At 63.2% G+C, this 17,855-nt stretch carries 16 protein-coding genes; 5 read left to right on the top strand and 11 right to left on the bottom strand.

Annotated elements, in window-relative coordinates; all coding sequences use genetic code 11:
* Positions 1-3: 3 nt before the first annotated feature.
* Positions 4-1,188 (bottom strand): acetyl-CoA C-acyltransferase family protein, encoded by a 1,185-nt coding sequence (locus FW789_RS05390; RefSeq protein ID WP_207074157.1) that lies wholly within the window; start codon positions 1,186-1,188, stop codon positions 4-6.
* Positions 1,189-1,357: 169 nt separating this feature from the next.
* On the opposite strand from FW789_RS05390, the gene FW789_RS05395 reads away from it, so the two are divergent.
* Positions 1,358-2,371, top strand: coding sequence for an AraC family transcriptional regulator (locus FW789_RS05395; protein ID WP_103437147.1), 1,014 nt, complete (start codon positions 1,358-1,360; stop codon positions 2,369-2,371).
* A gap of 7 nt (positions 2,372-2,378) precedes the next feature.
* Here the strand turns inward: FW789_RS05395 and FW789_RS05400 are convergent, their stop codons facing one another.
* Positions 2,379-2,816 (bottom strand): carboxymuconolactone decarboxylase family protein, encoded by a 438-nt coding sequence (locus FW789_RS05400; RefSeq protein ID WP_103437148.1) that lies wholly within the window; start codon positions 2,814-2,816, stop codon positions 2,379-2,381.
* 213 nt (positions 2,817-3,029) lie between these two features.
* Here FW789_RS05400 and FW789_RS05405 point away from each other — a divergent pair, with 213 nt between their 5' ends.
* Both FW789_RS05405 and FW789_RS05410 read left to right on the top strand, forming a co-directional pair.
* Entirely contained in the window at positions 3,030-3,488 is a 459-nt protein-coding gene (locus FW789_RS05405) for a nucleoside deaminase (protein WP_103437149.1), read from the top strand.
* Positions 3,485-4,681 (top strand): cyanate transporter, encoded by a 1,197-nt coding sequence (locus FW789_RS05410; protein WP_207074156.1) that lies wholly within the window; start codon positions 3,485-3,487, stop codon positions 4,679-4,681. Before FW789_RS05405 ends, FW789_RS05410 begins: the two co-directional genes overlap by 4 nt.
* On the opposite strand, the gene pdxR is transcribed toward FW789_RS05410, so the two are convergent.
* The 6 genes from pdxR to FW789_RS05440 all read right to left on the bottom strand — a co-directional run bounded on the left by pdxR (position 4,674) and on the right by FW789_RS05440 (position 12,220).
* Positions 4,674-6,107, bottom strand: coding sequence for a MocR-like pyridoxine biosynthesis transcription factor PdxR (gene pdxR / locus FW789_RS05415; protein ID WP_446431099.1), 1,434 nt, complete (start codon positions 6,105-6,107; stop codon positions 4,674-4,676). The two genes, FW789_RS05410 and pdxR, sit on opposite strands and share 8 nt — an antisense overlap.
* 41 nt (positions 6,108-6,148) lie before the next feature.
* Positions 6,149-6,931: an EAL domain-containing protein gene (locus FW789_RS05420; protein ID WP_181003796.1), complete on the bottom strand. Its 783-nt coding sequence runs from the start codon at positions 6,929-6,931 to the stop codon at positions 6,149-6,151.
* A gap of 244 nt (positions 6,932-7,175) precedes the next feature.
* The gene (gene glcF, locus FW789_RS05425; protein ID WP_207074153.1) at positions 7,176-8,402 is read right to left on the bottom strand and encodes a glycolate oxidase subunit GlcF; all 1,227 of its coding nucleotides are present in this window, start codon (positions 8,400-8,402) and stop codon (positions 7,176-7,178) included.
* Positions 8,403-8,411: 9 nt separating this feature from the next.
* Positions 8,412-9,464, bottom strand: coding sequence for a glycolate oxidase subunit GlcE (gene glcE / locus FW789_RS05430; protein ID WP_207074152.1), 1,053 nt, complete (start codon positions 9,462-9,464; stop codon positions 8,412-8,414).
* On the bottom strand, positions 9,464-10,963 hold the full coding sequence (glcD, locus tag FW789_RS05435) for a glycolate oxidase subunit GlcD (RefSeq protein WP_207074151.1): 1,500 nt from the start codon (positions 10,961-10,963) through the stop codon (positions 9,464-9,466). The genes glcE and glcD overlap by 1 nt, the downstream gene beginning before the upstream one ends.
* A gap of 24 nt (positions 10,964-10,987) precedes the next feature.
* Positions 10,988-12,220, bottom strand: coding sequence for a M20/M25/M40 family metallo-hydrolase (locus tag FW789_RS05440; RefSeq protein WP_207074150.1), 1,233 nt, complete (start codon positions 12,218-12,220; stop codon positions 10,988-10,990).
* A gap of 102 nt (positions 12,221-12,322) precedes the next feature.
* Here FW789_RS05440 and FW789_RS05445 point away from each other — a divergent pair, with 102 nt between their 5' ends.
* On the top strand, positions 12,323-13,222 hold the full coding sequence (locus FW789_RS05445) for a LysR substrate-binding domain-containing protein (protein WP_446431235.1): 900 nt from the start codon (positions 12,323-12,325) through the stop codon (positions 13,220-13,222).
* A gap of 28 nt (positions 13,223-13,250) precedes the next feature.
* On the opposite strand, the gene FW789_RS05450 is transcribed toward FW789_RS05445, so the two are convergent.
* Both FW789_RS05450 and FW789_RS05455 read right to left on the bottom strand, forming a co-directional pair.
* Entirely contained in the window at positions 13,251-14,267 is a 1,017-nt protein-coding gene (locus tag FW789_RS05450; RefSeq protein WP_446431100.1) for a zinc-binding alcohol dehydrogenase family protein, read from the bottom strand.
* Between the two features lie 190 nt (positions 14,268-14,457).
* Positions 14,458-14,760 (bottom strand): DUF2388 domain-containing protein, encoded by a 303-nt coding sequence (locus tag FW789_RS05455; protein ID WP_101318955.1) that lies wholly within the window; start codon positions 14,758-14,760, stop codon positions 14,458-14,460.
* Between the two features lie 167 nt (positions 14,761-14,927).
* Between FW789_RS05455 and FW789_RS05460 the strand changes: the two genes are divergently transcribed.
* Entirely contained in the window at positions 14,928-15,557 is a 630-nt protein-coding gene (locus FW789_RS05460) for a glutathione S-transferase N-terminal domain-containing protein (RefSeq protein ID WP_207074148.1), read from the top strand.
* A 45-nt stretch (positions 15,558-15,602) separates the two neighbouring features.
* On the opposite strand, the gene FW789_RS05465 is transcribed toward FW789_RS05460, so the two are convergent.
* Positions 15,603-17,717 (bottom strand): TonB-dependent receptor family protein, encoded by a 2,115-nt coding sequence (locus FW789_RS05465; RefSeq protein ID WP_446431101.1) that lies wholly within the window; start codon positions 17,715-17,717, stop codon positions 15,603-15,605.
* Between the last annotated feature and the right edge of the window lie 138 nt (positions 17,718-17,855).

The following is a 17,855-nucleotide window of genomic DNA, read 5'->3' on the forward strand; positions in this document are numbered from 1 at the left end:
TCCTTATACGCGTTCAAAGACAACAGCGATGCCTTGGCCGCCGCCGATGCACATGGTCGCCAGGGCATAGCGGCCCTGCACCCGCTGCAGTTCATGGATGGCCTTGGTAGCAATGATTGCGCCGGTGGCGCCGACGGGGTGACCGAGCGAGATGCCCGAGCCGTTCGGGTTGACCTTTTCAGGGTCGAAGTCCAGCGCGCGAGCCACTGCGCAGGCTTGCGCGGCAAACGCCTCGTTGGACTCGATCACATCCAGGTCATTGACCGTCAGGCCGGCCTTTTGCAGCGCTTTTTGCGTAGCCGGAATCGGTCCCAGGCCCATCAGTGCCGGCTCGACGCCGGCATGGGCGTAGGCTACCAACCGCGCCAGCGGCTTGAGGCCCAGCCGGCGTACCGCTTCACCGGTGGCCAGCACCAGGCCGGCGGCGCCGTCGTTGATACCGCTGGCATTGCCTGCGGTGACCGTACCGTCCTTCTTGAACACAGTCTTCATAGCTGCCAGCTGCTCGGCGCTTACATCGCTGCGCACATGCTCGTCGACGGCGAACTGCACTGGGCCTTTGCGGGTTTTCAGTTCCAGCGGCACGATCTGGCTGTCAAAACGGCCTTCGGCAATCGCCCGGGCGGCGCGTTGCTGGCTGGTCAGCGCCAGCTCGTCCTGCATCTGCCGGGTGATGCCGTGCTTGGCCGCGACGTTCTCGGCGGTGATGCCCATGTGGAAATGCTCGAACGGGTCCTGCAGCACACCGACCAGATAATCGATGCCTTGCAGATCACCCATGCGTGCGCCCCAGCGCGCCTGTGGCAGCAGGTACGGCGCGCGGCTCATCGACTCGGCGCCGGCCGCCAGGGCGATATCGGTGTCGCCCAGCAGCAAGCTTTGCGCGGCCGAGACGATCGCCTGCAGGCCCGAACCGCACAGACGGTTGACGTTGAAGGCCGGGGTTTCCCTGGGGATGCCGGCATTCATCGCCGCCACCCGGCCCAGATAGGCATCGCGGGCTTCGGTGGGGATGACGTTGCCCATCACTACATGACCAATCTGCTCGGCAGCCACGCCGGAGCGCTCGATGGCGGCACGGGCCAGCGCCGTGGCGAGGTCGGCCAGCGGCAGGTCCTTGAGGGCACCGCCAAAGCCTCCGATGGCGGAACGGACGGCACTGACGACGTAGATTTCTGTACTGCTCATGGCGGGCTCCAGTTGCGAAGGCGTAGCGGGACGGGGCCAGGCTCTGCGAGAATGGCCGCCATCTGTGGATGGCCCGAGTCTAGGCAATGCCTGCCTCGCGGCCTATGTCGGATCTGCTCATTCAACCTGGCGTTTTTTGCCACTCAGCATAGACAAGCGAACCCCAGCCATGCGCGATAGCGATTCGGTCGCGGTGTATTTTCTCCAGGCCATGCTGCATGCCCTGGCTGATCAGCCGCAGTTGCGCGATGCACAGTTGCGCGCCGTCGGCATAGCCCCTGAGCTGCTTGAAGACCCGGAGGCACGGGTGCCGGCCAAGGCCTTTGCCCAGCTTTGGTTAAGTTTGATCCAGGTGTTGGACGACGAATTTTTCCGCCTCGACAGCCATGGCATGCCGCTGGGCAGCTTTGCCTTGATCTGCCGTGGGTTGATTCAGGAACCCAGCCTGGACAAGGCACTGCGTCAGTGCCTGGGCAATTTCGGCCTGTTTCTGCGCGACCTGCGTGGCTCGATCAGCGTACGTGGCTCGCGCACAGTGATCAGCGTGCAGTCGAGCATTGCCGATCCGCTGACCCGGGGGTATGCCGAGGAAACCTATCTGGTGCTGGTGGTCGGTCTGCTGTGCTGGTTGGGCGGTCGCCGGTTGCAGATCGAACGCACCGAGCTGGCCATTGCACGCCCGCCACTGGAAGACGACACGCTGCTGTGGGGCGCTGACCTGCGCCTGGGCAGTGGCTGTACCGAGGTGGAGTTCAACAGTGCCGACCTGCGCCTGCCCGTAGTGCAGGACCTGGCTGCCCTAAAGACTTTTTTGCGCACTGCGCCGCAAGGGCTGGTCATTCGCTTTCGCAATCAGAACGGCCTGGTGGCGAAGGTTTATCGCCACCTCAAGGCCCGCGATTATGGCGAGTGGCCGACGCTGGTCGGCCTGGCAGAGCAGCAGGGTTTGAGCGCCAGCAGCTTTCGCCGGCAGTTGCAGCGCGAAGGGCGCTCATACCAGCAGATCAAGGACGAAGTACGTCGGGCGATGGCCTTCGAACGCCTGCGCGAAGGCCGCTTGAGCATTGCCGAAATCGCCGAGCAGACCGGTTTCCAGGAGCCCAGCGCGTTTCACCGGGCGTTCAAGAAATGGACCGGGCACAGTCCTGGAAGCTATCGCTCGCAGCTGCTCGGACGCGAGTAACCGCGGCTTAAGCCGGGATCATTGCGAACCCTACGCCGAAACGATTCCAGGCGTTGATGGTGGCAATTGCCAGCGTCAGGTTGACCACTTCGGCAGGCTCGAAGTGCTCCTGCAGCGCTTGATACTGGTCTTGCGGCGCACCGTGTTCAGGCAACTTGGTCAGGCTCTCGACCCAGGCCAGTGCCGCCCGCTCGCGAGGGGTGAAGTAGTGGGTTTCCTGCCAGACCAGCAAGGTTTGTAAACGGGCCTCGGTTTCGCCGGCCTTGCGCGCATCATTGCTGTGCAGGTTGACGCAGTAGGCGCAGCCGTTGATCTGCGATGCGCGCAGGCGGATCAGCTCGAGCAGCGAGGTTTCCAGGCCACTGTTGGCCAGCGCCTGCTCCAGGCTGAGCATGGCTTTGTAGGCTTCGGGCGCGTGTTTGGCCCATTCAAGGCGACTGTGCATGGTTTGGCTCCGGTAGGTGCTAGAGGCCGCCGGCTGGCGGGCTGTTGCGCAAAGCTTAGCGCCGGGCAGCGTGGCGCCCGATAGCCAATCCCCGGCTTTGCCAGGAGGCCAATGGCGCTATTCAGGTGGCCACTGACAGGCATCCAATCTCTTCATTTCAGCCTTGACCCTGGAGTCGGGATAATCAGCGCATCGCTTACCGGAGATTCATTCATGTCCAACCCAAGCCATATGCGCGAAGCGCTGGATCTGGCCCGAGAGAATATTCAGGCCGGCGGCCGTCCGTTCGGGGCTGTGCTGGTCTATCAAGGTCGGGTAGTGGCGCGTGCCGTCAATGAGATCCACAGCAGCCAGGACCCAACTGCCCATGCCGAAATGCAGGCCATCCGCCAGGCGTCGCAGGTGCTCGGCACAGCGCGCCTGGACGGGGCCGAGATCTATGCCAGCGGTCACCCGTGCCCGATGTGTCTGGCGGCCATGCACCTGTGCGGCATCGAGCGCGCATGGTTTGCCTACGACAACGACGAGGGCGCTGCCTTCGGCCTGTCGACCGCTGCCGTATACGCTGAAATGGCCAAGCCGGCGCAACAGCAAAGCCTGCCTTTGCGGCCACTCAAGCCGCAGGGCGAGGCTGGCCTGTATCAACAATGGCAGCAGGCCCAGCAGGTATGAGAGGTGCATTGAACCTGCTGCTGATCATGCTCCTGGCGCTTAATCTGCGGCCGATCCTGACCAGTATCGGGCCGTTGCTTGAAGCGATGCGCGCCAGTACCGGCCTTGGCTATCAGCAAGCGGCGCTGCTGACTGCGTTGCCGGTGCTCTGCATGGGCCTGGTGCCCTTGACCCAGCCCTGGCTGCGACGCTGGCTGAGTGAGCATGGCGGCATGCTATTCGGCTTGGGCGCCATCGCTGCGGCATGCCTGTGGCGTTTGCAGGTGGCCAGCGCGTGGGCGCTGATCGTCAGTGCTTTGCTGGCCGGGATCGGCGTGGCGCTGGTGCAAGGCATGATGCCGGGGTTGGTCAACCGCTGGTTCCCGCAGCGGCTGGCAGCCAGCATGGGCCTTTATTCAGCGGCGTTGATGACCGGCGGCGGCCTGGCGGCGGTGCTTGGCCCGCACATCAGCGAGTACTTTCAGCGCTGGCAGGTCGGCCTCGGCATCTGGGCAGTGCCGGCGCTGCTGGCAATGCTTGCCTGGGGTGTGTTGCGTCCACGCCAGGCGCCTGCACAGGCATCGGGCGCGGCGCGCGGGCACTGGTTCGGCAATCGCCGGGCGTGGTTGCTCGCACTGTACTTCGGCCTGATCAACGGCGGTTACACGAGCATGGTGGCGTGGCTGCCGGCCTATCATCTGGAGCACGGCGGCACCGCTCAGGGCGGGGGTGACCTGGTCGGTTTGATGACCGTGTTCCAGGTCATCGGCGCGCTGGGGATGCCATTGCTGTTGCGCCATTTGATGGATCGCCGGCCTGGCCTGTGGCTGGCGTTGCTGGTGCAACTGTGCGGCTTCAGCGGGCTGCTGCTGGCACCCAACAGCGCGATGGGCTTGTGGGTCGGCTTGATCGGTTTTGGTCTGGGCTCATGTTTCAGCCTGAGCCTGACCTTGACTCTGGAGCATGTGAAAACCCCAGCAGAGGCGGGTAGCCTGGCGGCTTTCGTGCAAGGTATCGGCTTTATCATTACCGGCATCGTGCCGTACATCACCGGCTGGCTGCGCGATGTCAGCGGCGACTTTCAGGCCTCATGGACCTTGCTCACGCTGACGGTAGTGGCCATGTTGCTGGTCACCGCTCGGTTCGTCCCGCAGGGCTACGCTGGCGCGATGGCCCGGCCAGCACGTGGTGCCGAGGTGCAGCCGCTCAGCTGATCTGGCGCAGGGTATCGGCGACCCGGTCCAGCGCCGGGTCGATATCCAGTAGCTCGATGGCGCCGAAGCCCAGTAGCAGGCCAGGGCGTACGGGCACCTCGCTGAAGAACGGCGCCAGCGAATACAGGCCGACCTCGACCTTGCGCACCAGCTTGATCAGCAACTCGACATCGACAGTGGGGCTGGCCAGCGCGCTCATGTGGAAGCCAGCATTGGCCGGCACCGCACTGAACCATGGCGCCAGGTCCCCCTGCAAACGCTGCAGGATCCGCCCGCGGCGGGCGCTGTAGATTTCGTGGCAACGGCGGATGTGCTTGCTCAGGTAGCCCTCGTTGATAAACCGCGCCAGTGCCCACTGTTGCAGGGCCGGGCTGTGCAGATCGCTCAGGTGCTTGGCCACGCAGGCGGCGCGCAGTACTGCGGGCGGCAGCACCGCATAGCCGAGGCGCAATTCCGCAAGCAAGGTCTTGGAAAAGGTCCCGACATACGCCACCAGGCCGTGCCGGTCGAGCCGCTGCAGGGCGTCGCTGGTTGGTCCCTGATAGCGGAACTCACAGTCATAGTCGTCTTCGATGATCAGCGCGCCCAGCTCAGCGGCCCTGTCCAGCAAGGCCTGGCGGCGTGCTTCGCTCATCGGCATGCCCAGCGGAAATTGATGCGATGGCGTCACATAGATCAGCCTGGTGCCAGGCTCGATCTGTTCAACACACAGGCCTTGCTCATCCACCGGCACCGATTGCAGTTGAGCGCCCAAAGCGAGAAACAGCTGGCGCGCCGGTGAATAGCCGGGGTCTTCCATGGCCACTCGACAGCCCGGCTCGACCAGCACCCGGGCGATCAGGTCCAGCGCTTGCTGGGCACCGTTGCAGACCAGGATGTCCGCCGCACTGCAATGCACGCCGCGGGCGTAGGCAATATGATGGGCGATGGCTTCGCGCAGCTCCGCCAGGCCCTGGGCATGGAATTGCCGTTCGGGGTGGCGCTGGCTGCGCCGCAGGGCGTACTGCATGCAGCTGCGCCATTGGTCGAACGGGAACTGTGCCTTGGACGAAGCGCCCCCGATGAAGTCATAGCGCGACGGGCTGTTCAAACCGGGCCTGGCGAGCACCGTCGCGCGTTGCTGCCAGCGTTGCAGCGACGCGCTGGCCGCCAGTTCGACCACCGTCGTAGGAGTTGCCTGAGGCGCGCGCCGCTGGCTGATGAATGTGCCGCGGCCAACCACGGCGCTGAGCAAGTTGTCGTAGGTGAGGCGCGAATACGCCTCGGCAACGGTCTTGCGCGACACGCCCAATTGCTCTGCCAGCAGGCGCGTAGGCGGCAGTTGGCTACCCGCCGCGAGGTGGCCACTGTCGATACCGGCGCGCAGCTGCTGATAGAGCTGATCGGCAAGGCCTTTGCCCCCTTCGAGGCGAATGTGCAGTTCCATGGAGCATTCCCGAGCGCGTCTGAATGCTCAGGATACCTGCTCTAGCAGACAGTTTCGCGCCCAGGCCAGTGCACGTCCGGCAGCGTCTCGAAGCCAGGGCGGGCGAACAGATAGCCCTGGAACAGATTGACGCCCAGGCTGCGCAGCGTCAGGTACTCCTCGACGCGCTCGATACCTTCGGCGATCACCGTAATGTCGAGCTTGCGGCAGATACCGACGATGCCTTCGACAATCGCGCAGCGTGCGCGACTCTGGTGGATATCGCGGATCAGTTCCATGTCGATCTTGATGATGTCTGGTTGAAACTCTGCCAGCAGACCCAGCCCCGAATAGCCAGCCCCGAAGTCGTCGATCGCGGTCTTGAAACCAAGCTTCTGGTACTCGAGCACAATGCCGCGCAGGTGCTGCTTGTCGACCATGCTTTCGTTTTCAGTGAACTCGAAGATGATCCGATTGGCAGGGAAGTTGAAGCGCTGAGCAGCATCGAGCGTGGCACGGATACACGCGGCTGGCTGATACACCGCGTTGGGCAGGAAGTTGATGCTCAGGTAGGTCGGCAGCGCGAGCTTGGCGGCCAGCTCCACCGCCTTGACCCGGCACGACTGGTCGAACTTGTAGCGATTGGCCTGAGTGACCTGGTCGAGGATGCTCTTGGCACCGCTGCCATCGGTGCCGCGGACCAAGGACTCGTAGGCGAATACGGCCGAACTTGACGCGTCGATGATCGGCTGGAAGGCCATGCTGATGGCAAACGGCAGCGGTTCGCTGTCACGACAGTGACGGCACCCAGGGGAAGGGGTTTCGCCGGTGCTGGAAATGTTCATTGCGGGTGCCTCTTGATGGCTGGGTATCAACATCTCGCCAGAGGCGGAAATGGCTTGAACGTACGGGCCTCTTCCTGAGGTAGACAGCTCGGGTATACGGTATGACTGCATTAATGTGCACATGGTATGCAAAAACAGTGGGCGCGCGGGGCGAATACCGACGTATGGCACTTTGGTATTACGGCTGCAGGGTACGTTTCAGAGCGTTTTTGCGCCACTCTTGAAAACAGATCAAGCGAGTTGATCAGCCCTGCGGGGTCAACGCTTGCTCGACGATTTCGATCCAGTGCCGCACAGGCGTGCGGCCCGCGCCGTCGAGATGGGTCTGACAGCCGATATTGGCAGTGGCGATGATCTGCGGTTTGCCGCTTTCCAGCGCGTCCAGGCGATTATCGCGTAGTTGCCGGGCCAACTCGGGCTGGGTCAGCGAGTAGGTACCTGCCGAGCCACAGCACAGGTGCCCGTCCGGCACGCGGGTGAGACTGAAGCCCAGCCGTGTCAACACGGCTTCCACCGCACCGCCGAGTTTGAGCGCATGTTGCAGCGTGCAGGGGCAGTGGAACGCCAGCCGTTGTTCGCGGCACAGGCCGAGCTGCTCCAGCGGCTCGTCGCGCAGAACCTCCACCAGGTCACGGGCGAGGGCGCTGATGCGGGCGGCTTTGCCGGCGTACAGCGGGTCGTGGGCAAGCAAATGGCCGTACTCATGGATAAACGCGCCGCAGCCGCTGGCGGTCTGCACAATGGCTTCAGCTCCGGCCTCAACCGCCGGCCACCAGGCATCAATGTTGTTCCGGGCGCGTTGCAAACCCTGTTCTTGGGCGTTCAAGTGATACTCCACCGAGCCGCAACAGCCCGCCGCCGGGCTTGGCTCGACACTGATGCCGAGGCGATCGAGCACGCGTGCGGTGGCGCTGTTGGTGTTGGGAGAAAATGCTGCTTGTACGCAGCCTTCAAGCAAGAGCACGCGGCGATTGTGCCGTGGCGCCGGGCGCAGGCCTGGCGCTGTCACGCTTGCAGGCAACTTGGTTTTTAGACCCGCCGGTAGCAGCGGGCGCAGTACCTGGCCGCTGCGAGTCAGCGCCTGGAACAGGGTTGGGCGTGGCACCACGGCGCGCAGCGCCCCACGCAGCAGGCGTTGACCGAGCGGGCGGGGTACCTGTGCCTCGACCACGGCGCGGCCGATGTCCAGCAGGTCGTGGTATTGCACGCCTGAGGGGCAAGTACTTTCGCAGTTGCGGCAGGTCAGGCAGCGGTCCAGATGCAGTTGGGTGCTGGCGGTGGCCGGCGCGCCTTCCAGCACTTGCTTGATCAGGTAGATCCGCCCACGTGGCCCATCCAGTTCGTCGCCCAGGAGTTGGTAGGTGGGGCAGGTGGCGGTGCAGAAACCACAGTGCACGCAGGAGCGCAGAATGCGCTCGGCTTCTGCGCCGCGTGCCAGGCCTTGGGCTGCTTCGCTCAGATTGGTCTGCATGATCTGCCCTCACAAGTCTGCATACATACGCCCGGGATTGAAGATGCCCTGGGGGTCGAGCTGCTGTTTGAGTGCTCGGTGGTAGCGCAGCAGCGCTGCGGGCAATGGGGTAAAGCTGTCAGCAACCGCCGAATAGCCCGTGGCGTGCCCTCCGAGGGCAGCGGCCTGGCTGCGGATCTGCGCAGCGGGTGCTGTGGACTTCAGCCAGCGTTGGGCGCCGCTCCAGTCGATCAGCTCGCGCCCAGGCAGGCCGGTGGTGCCTGAGGCAATTGGCAGCGACAGGCGCCAGAGCGGCTGTGAATCGGCAAAAAACGCCAGCCGCTGCTCGCGCAGATCGTCCCAGAAGCGGCTATCGATCAGCTCGCCGCCGAGGCGCTGAAATGCCGACTGTACCGACCCTTCGCCACCCTCCAGGCGCAGGCAGAGTGCCTCGCCGTCATGGCAGGCTGCGCTGATCGGCAGCGGCTGTTGACCCCATTCAGCGAGCGCACTGAGTGCCAGATGCGCAGGCATGTGCAAGCGCAGGCTGAGGCATTGGCGCGGTCGCGGCAGCACTTTGAGCGAGACTTCGGTCAGCAGCCCAAGGCAGCCGAAGCTGCCGGTGAGCAGGCGTGACAGGTCGTAGCCGGCAACGTTCTTCATCACTTCGCCGCCAAACTGCAGCAACTTGCCGTGGCCGGTGATGACGCGGCTGCCGAGAACATGATCGCGCGCCGCCCCCGCCCAGGGCCTGCGTGGGCCGGAAAGACCCGCAGCAACCGTGCCGCCCACTGTTGCTGCCGGCCCCAGATGCGGCGGTTCCCAGGGCAGGATCTGCCCAGCTTCAGCCAATACGGCTTCGATTTCAGCCAGTGGCGTCCCGGCGCGCGCGGTCAGGACCAGCTCGGTAGGGTCGTAGCTGATGATGCCGCTATGGCCGCGGGTGTCGATGAGCTTGCCTGCAACGTGGTTGCCGAGCATGGCCTTGCTGTTGCTACCCTGGATGCGCAGTGGCGTATTAGAAGCCAGCGCCTGCTTGACCTGATCAAGCAGGTCCTGGCTCAGATCACCGGCAAGGCTCATCAGAAGCGCTCCAGGTCAGGGAAGGGCAGTTGGCCATGGTGTACATGCAGGGCGCCAAATTCGGCGCAGCGCTGCAGGGTCGGAATGTTCTTGCCGGGGTTGAGCAGCCCCCGCGAGTCAAACGCCGCCTTGACCGCGTGAAACAGGGTGATTTCGTCGCTGTTGAACTGCGCGCACATCTGATTGATCTTTTCCCGGCCGACGCCATGCTCGCCGGTAATGCTGCCACCCACCGCCACGCACAGCTCGAGGATCTTGCCGCCGATGGCTTCAGCCCGCTCCAGCTCGCCCGGCACATTGGCGTCAAACAGGATCAGTGGGTGCATATTGCCATCGCCGGCATGAAACACATTGGCCACGCGCAACCCATATTCGGCGGACAACTCAGCGATCGCACTAAGCACCCGTGCCAGCTGGCGGCGGGGGATCGTGCCGTCCATGCAGTAGTAGTCCGGTGAAATCCGCCCCACGGCAGGGAAGGCGTTCTTGCGCCCGGCCCAGAAACGCACCCGCTGCGCCTCGTCGCAGGCCAGTTGCACCTGGCTCGCCCCAGCCTGCTCCAGCACGGCCTGCACCCGCGCGCAGTCAGCCGTTACATCGGCTTCGACGCCATCCAGTTCACACAGCAGGATCGCCGCTGCGTCCACCGGGTAGCCGGCATGGATGAAGTCTTCAGCGGCGCGGATAGCCAGGTTGTCCATCATCTCCAGGCCCGCGGGGATGATCCCCGCACCGATGATTTCGGCAACCGCGCGGCCAGCGTCCTCGACGCTGTTGAAGCTGGCCAACAGCACCCGCGCCACCTGCGGCTTGGCCAGCAATTTGACGGTGACTTCGGTGACAATGCCGAGCATGCCTTCGGAGCCGGTAAACAGCGCCAGCAAGTCAAAGCCCGGGCTGTCCAGGGCATCACTGCCCAGACTCAGGTGCTCGCCTTCGATGGTGAGGATGTCGACTTTGAGCAGGTTGTGCACGGTAAGGCCGTATTTCAGGCAATGCACACCGCCGGCGTTTTCAGCCACGTTGCCGCCAATCGAACAGGCGATCTGCGACGACGGATCAGGTGCGTAGTAGAGGCCGTACGGCGCTGCAGCCTGAGAGATGGCCAGGTTGCGCACGCCAGGTTGCACCCTGGCATAACGCCCCTGCGGGTTGACCTCAAGGATCTGGTTGAAGCGCGCCATCACCAGCAGGATGCCTTTGCTCAACGGCAAGGCGCCGCCGGACAAACCAGTGCCTGCGCCGCGCGCAACCACCGGCACCCCGCGCTGGTGGCAGACCTTGAGCAGCGTCTGCACCTGCTCCAGTCGCACTGGCAGTACCACCAGCAATGGAAGTGTGCGATAGGCCGAGAGGCCATCGCACTCATACGGTCTGAGGTCCTCGTTGCGGTGCAGAATCTCCAGGTCGGGGAGGGCGCTGCGCAGCGCCCCCAATACCTCGGCCTGGTCGATGGCCGGCAGCCGGCCATCGACGCGTTCATCGTAGAGAATGTTCATCACGCTCCCTCACGAGTGCAAGGCTTACTGCGCCAGCTTCCTGATCATCGCCACCGTAAGGTACAAGCGCGGTGCGACACTAGCCAGCTCGATGTACTCGTCATCGCCATGCAGCCCGGCACCGACCACACCCATGGTTTCCAGCACTGCGGGCTTCGCGCTGCCCGGCACGTAGGCATACCCGGCGTCGGTGCCAAAGCGCATCGCGATTGGCTCAAGCGTGCGGTCGATCTGGCCATACAGCTGGCCGGCGGTTTTGGCCAGGGCGCTGGAGCCTTCATTGCGCGCCAGGGGTGGGCGGCCTTTCTCGAGGGTGACGCTGGTCTGGGTGTCGGCGATCAGCTGCTTTTGTGCGATGCGTTTGGCATCGGCCGCGACGCGATCACTTTCGCTCAAGTCCGAATAGCGCATGTCGGCTTCGGCCGTGGCCAGGGCAGGAATGATGTTGGCCTTTTCGCCGGCTTTTGCCAGGGTCCAGTTGACCGTGGTGCCTTTGTTGCCATCGCCCAGGTCCTTCAACTGGAGGATCTGATGGGACAATTCGGTCAGTGCGTTGCGGCCTTCTTCAGGTGCAGAACCAGCGTGCGAGGAGCGGCCTTTGACTTCGAGTTTGAGGCGGTTGATACCGTTGGTGGCGACAGTGACGGCGTCCTTGTCTGGCGGCTCGTAGGAGAATACGTAATCATGCTTACGGGCCAGCTCGGCGATGATCTTTTTGGAGCCGGCGGAGCCCATTTCTTCATCTGGATTGAACAGTACGGTTAGCGTCCGGTAGCCTTTGAATTGCTGGTCCTGCAGCAGCTTGAGCGCGTGCAGGATCATCGCCACGCCGCCTTTGGCATCGGCAACACCGGGTCCGTAGGCGCGTTCGCCTTCGATACGGAACGGCCGCTTGGCCACCGTGCCGGGGCCGAACACGGTGTCGTAGTGGACCATCAGCATGAAGTCTTTGCTGCCGGTGCCCTTGAAGGTACCGACAATGTTGTCGCCAACAGAAGGTGTGGCGGGATGGGTTTCAACCTGGGCACCGAGCGCCTTGAGGCGCTTGACCAGTTCGGCGCTGACCTGGCTCAGGCCTGCTTCGGTGCCGGTACCGGTGTCGACCGAGACCAGGCTTTTGAGGGTGTCGAGGTAATGTGCTTGCTCTGCTTGGGCTTGCTTGAGCAGGTCCTGTGGGGTCGGTTCGGCGGCAATGGCCTGGGAGCAGGCCAGGCACAGGGCGAGGGCGGCGGCAAAGGGTGGGCGGGGCATCGGCATTGGTGGTCTCTTTTTATTGGCTTGAACTGTCAGCCTAGACCCTCAGCGCTCTACGGCAAGGCTTTGGCTTGAATCAGTGAGGATTGGCGGTTGATCAAGAAACTGGTGCGCATGGACGATCTGCAGGTATTCGTCACCACCGTCGAGGCCGGCAGCTTCTCGGCGGCGGCGCGGCAACTGGATATTTCCCCGGCCTTGGCCAGCGGTGCGGTGCAGCGCCTGGAGCGCAGCCTGGGTATCCGTTTGTTCGTGCGTTCGACGCGCAAACTGCGCCTGTCCGACGATGGCCAGCGCTACCTGCCGCACGCCCGTCAGGTGCTGGAAGCACTCAGCGAGGGTGAGTTGGCACTGGCTGACGGGCGCGAGGAAATTGCCGGGCCGCTGCGCCTGTCGATGCCTTCCGATCTGGGCCGTAACCTGCTGTTGCCTTGGCTGGATGAGTTTCAGGCGGCGCACCCACGGATCGAACTGCAGCTAAGGCTGAGCGACCAGGTCGCGGACTTTTTCAGTGACCGGCTGGATGCGGGGATTCGTTATGGGCAGTTGGCCGACTCCAGCCTGGTGGCGCTGCCGCTGGCGGCGAACAACCGGCGCATCCTCTGCGCAGCACCTGCCTACCTCGCCCGGCATGGTGCGCCGCGCACCCCAGAAGATCTCACCCAGCACAACTGCCTGCGCTACATGATGGGCGATCTGACCCATGAACGCTGGAACTTTCATACCGAGCACGGCGTCAAGGCGGTGATGGTCGCCGGCGATCGCACCAGTGATGATGCCGATGTGGTGCGGCGCTGGGCGGTGGCGGGGCTGGGTGTGGTGTTCAAGTCGCAGCTGGATGTGCGCGCCGACCTCGAGGCCGGGCGGTTGGTCGAGCTGTTCCCGCGGGCCTGGGGGCAGCCGACGCCGTTACACCTGGTGTGTGCCCACCGGCAGTCATTGACGCCGGTGGTGCAGCAATTGCGCGCATTCCTGGTACAGCGGCTGCAGGCTCTGGGCGATTGACCCAGGTACAGCCGCTGGCTGAGCAAGCCTAGGCGTCGAACCCTGCAAGAACGATCTTGCCCTTGGCCTTGCCGCTCTCGATCAAGGCGTGAGCCCGGCGCAGATTCTGTGCATTGATCGCACCGAAGTGCTCACCCAACGTGGTGCGCAACACCCCTTCGTCAACCAGTGCCGCAACCCGATCCAGCAATTGGTGCTGCTTGATCATGTCGGCGGTCTGGTACAGCGAGCGGGTGAACATCAGCTCCCAGTGCAGCGACACCGATTTGCGCTTGAGCGGCACGACGTCAAGGGTTGCCGGGTCATCGATCAACGCCAGCCGACCTTGTGGACGCAGGACTTCGATCAGCTGAGCGAAGTGGCGGTCGGTATGGGTCAAGCTGATGACCATGTCGACCTGGCCATCGCCGATCTGGGCAAGCTGTGCGGGCAGCGGCTGGCTGTGATCGACCACATGATGCGCGCCCAAGTCCTTGACCCATTGCTGGGTTTCGGCGCGTGAGGCAGTGCCGATCACGGTCAGGTCGGTCAGTTTGCGGGCCAGTTGTGTAAGAATCGAGCCCACCCCACCGCCAGCACCGACGATCAGCAGGGTCTGCCCCTGGCCGCCACCTTCGGCAACGCCCAGGCGGTCGAACAACAGCTCCCAGGCGGTAATCGACGTCAGCGGCAGCGCTGCGGCACTGGCGGCGTCGAGGCTGCGCGGTTTGTGCCCGACAATGCGCTCATCCACCAAGTGAAACTGGCTGTAGCTGCCGGGTCGGTCGATGGCGCCGGCGTAGAAGACCTCATCGCCTGGCTGGAACAAGCTGACGTCGCTGCCGACCTCCCGGACGATACCCACGGCGTCCCAACCGAGTACTTTCGGCTGTGCGGTGCTGCCGCTGCCGGCGCGGACCTTGGTATCGACCGGGTTGACCGAGATGGCCTGCACTTCGACCAGCAGATCGCGGGGCCCAGGGGTGGGCTGCTCAAGCTCGGTGTCGAACAATGCCGCAGGATCGCTGATCGGCAGGCCGTGCTGGGTAAAGACAATGGCTTTCATGGAGGCTGTTCCGCTGAGTGGTGAGGAGTTGCAGCAACCATAGCGGCTGTCTGTGGGGGCACCAAGGCGTGGCGCGCCGAGACTGTTTCGTCAATTTATTGAAAATGACGGAGGATTATCAAAGCCGCACAGCAAAAGACCACGCTACGCGGGGCGTAGACGTGGTCCGGTTAGATAGAGGGGGCAGCAATCAGTTGTCTTGCGACAGGATCGCCTGAGCCAGCTCTTCGTCACTGACCTGCAGGCCTGGGTTGCTTTGACGCGCCTGCTCCAGCGCCGATTCAACGTAAGCGCCACGGATGGCACCGCCGCTGGCCACGAATGCCGACAGCTCGTCACGCGCCGGGATGATCCGTTTGTCATCCTTGAAGGTCGAGTACAGGGAAGCGGATACACCCGCCGATGTAGCGATATCACGGCCATCGACACGGGCCATCGCCGAGCCAACAGGCAGCAGAACCAACAGCGAAGAAACAACAATCAAACGACGCATGGCGAAACCTCCAGAAGGGTGAAGCCTAGGGGAATGTCTGCATGATAATAAGAGCGGCAATGACTGAAACTAGTTCAATTGGCTGCGTGCGCGCAGTGGTCGGCGTACCCGAGCCATGCTCTACTGCTGGACGAGCTGTCTCACTCAACCCAAGCTGAAGGTCGACCATGTCTGAATACACGCTGCACTGCTTTGGTGAATCCGGCAACGCCTACAAGGTTGCGCTGATGCTTGAATTGACCGGTTGCGATTGGCAAGCGGTGCCGGTCGACTTCTTCAATGGCCAGACCCGAGATGAAGACTGGCGCAGTCAGGTCAATCAACAGGGCGAAGTGCCGGTGCTCGAACACCGCGGCAAGACCCTGACCCAGTCGGCACTGATTCTTGAATACCTGGTCGAGCAGACGGGTAAATTCGGCTGGCAGAGTGACGATGAGCGCCGTGAGATCTGGCGCTGGATGTTGTTTGATAACCACAAATTCACCAGCTATTACGCGACCCTGCGTTTTCTTTACGGTTTGAAAAAGACAGGTGAAACCGAAGTCACGACGTTCTTCCGCGATCGGGCAAAAGCGGCCTATCGCGTGGTCGACCAGCACCTGAGCACCACGCCCTATATGGTCGGCGGGCGCTTGACCATCGCTGACCTATCGCTGGCCGGCTACGTGTACATGCCTGAAGATACCGGCATGCAGCTGAGTGATTTCCCTCATATCGAAGAATGGAAACAGCGGATCAAGGCCATGCCCGGCTTCAAGTTGCCCTATGAACTGATGCCGCGCGCCTCGAACCTCTGAGCCGTCGGCGTTGCTCCGCTTGCGCGGGGCAACGCCGGCTTGCCGTCAGTAGCGCAGCTCGAGCCCAACATAGGCGCCGATGCCGTCGCCCGGCCAGAACGACGCCGAATCCTGCCCGCGCGCGTTGTAGACGGGGGTAATGGCCGAAACATAAGCTTTGTTGGCCAGGTTTTTCACGTCCAGCGAGACCTTCCAATTGCCCTTGGGCGCCTCGTAACCCACTTTCGCGCCCCAGATCGTGTACGAAGGCGCATACAGCGTGTTGGCGTAGTCCACTGCCGTGCGCGATGCCGACTGCACGTTGACGCCGCTATACCAGCCGCTGTGGTGCTGGTATTGCAACTCGCCTTGATAGACATGCTTGGGGATGCCAGGCAGCTGGTTGTCGCCGAAGGTATCGTCGTTGCGGTAGTAGAAGTCGTTCAGGGTGTAAACCTGGCGCAGGCGCACCTGATCGCCTTGCGGGTTTTCCCACAGGCGGGTGTTCAGGCCTGCTTCGATGCCCTGGTGAATGGTCGGCGTGGCATTGAATGCGCCGGTGACCGCCGCCGCGCCGTTGCTGGCGGGGATGATCTGCACGTTGAGCAACTCGTTGTGAATCCACGAGCGGTACAGCGCCAGGCTGCCGTCGAAGATCCCGTGCGAGCCTTTGATGCCGACCTCGAAGGTGTTGCCTTTCTGTTCAACCAGCGGGCGAATGTACGGCAGGGTCGGGCCGGAGCCTGAGTATTCCCAGGATGCCGGCGGGTCGATACTGCGACTGAGGTTGGTGAATACCTGCAGGTTGGGGCTGAACTCATAGCGCAAACCGACCCGCGGGGCGACGCTCCAGTTGTCGTAGTCGACATGCTGCGGGAAGTCGGTGCGGTTGGGGTTTACCGCGTAGTCGATGTCGGCCTTGCGGCGCACGTTGACGAACGACACACCGCTGGTCAGCCACAGGCCATCGACCAGGTTGAGGTCATTGCCCAGGGCGATCACCCTGTCGAACGAATCCTGATAATCGACTTTCTTTAAGCTGACCTTTTCGTCATTGGCCGAATTGACCCCGCCGCGTAGGTGCTGGGTTGAGGTGAAGGCAACGCTGCTGCGGCTTTCATGGCCGAACAAAGTGTCGATGCGGTCATAGCCGAGGAGCAGGCCGAGGTCGTGCCAGTCCCAATAGCTGGGGTTGGTCGGGCTGCGCGGGTTATTGGTGTGGCGGTAGTCGTGGTAGGACAAACCGACGGTCAGCCGGGCATCGTCGTCGAAGGTGTAGGTAGTCTTGCTGCCCAGCCAGATGCTGCCGGGGCGGCGCGCACCGGCACCGCTGCTTTCGGCGGTCGCACTGGCCCGGCGTGGGTTGTGCTTGGCTGCGGCGAGGGTCGTCGCGCTCGGGTCATTGTGGAATTCGTCGCGGTAACGCAGCAATACCCGCGTTTCAAGTTTGGGGCTGAAGCGGTAGCCGGCATTGGCAACCATGCCTGAACTGCGCGACAGGCTGTAGTCGCGGTAGCCGTCGTTGCGGTAGTTGTCGGCTTGCAGGTAGTAATCCAGGTCGCCCTCGACCCCGCCATAACTGATGCTCTGCTTCTGGTAACCATAGCTGCCGGCCTCGCCACGCAGGCGCAGGCCGGGCGCGGTATAGCCACTGTGATTGACGAAGTTGACCGCGCCGCCGAGGGTCAAGGCACCGTACTGGAAGGCGTTGGCGCCGCGCAGGATCTCGGTGTAATTGACACCCGCGGCGTTGAGGAACTCATACGGCGTACCGCCCGGACCGGTCAGCGGCAGGCCATCGAAGAGGAACTTGATGCCTTCCCGAAAGTAGCCCGGCGAGGTGTTTGCGCCCGAGCCTCGAATGGAGATCTTGGCCGCATCGTTGCCGCCGGTGGACTGCACGAATACCCCCGGCTGATAGCCAAGCGTGTCCTGCAGGTTGCCGGTGCGGCCTTTTGCGACTTCTTCGCTGTCGACCACGCTGGTGCCACCAGGGACCTCTGCCAGTTGGCTGCTGGCCGCTTGCGCAGCAGTCTGCTTTGCCCCTTGGACGGTGACGGTACCCAGGGTCCGTTCGGTCTCTGCGGCATACAATGGGCTGGCCAGGGTGGCGCTAAGGGCTGTGGCCAGGGTGGCGTGGCGGACGGCCACACGCAGTTGATTGGGTTGCAGCACAGGCATTGGGGTAATCCTTGAAGTTCATTAGTTAGTTGCCTCGGCGTTCTATGGGCATAGTCAGGCCTGTCACAAATTGCAGAGCAGGTTTTATGCCAGCTTGGGAAAGACACTGCGCGGCGGCGCGCGCCGCCACACAGTCTT

The organism is Pseudomonas sp. 1121_17, from assembly GCF_052850745.1.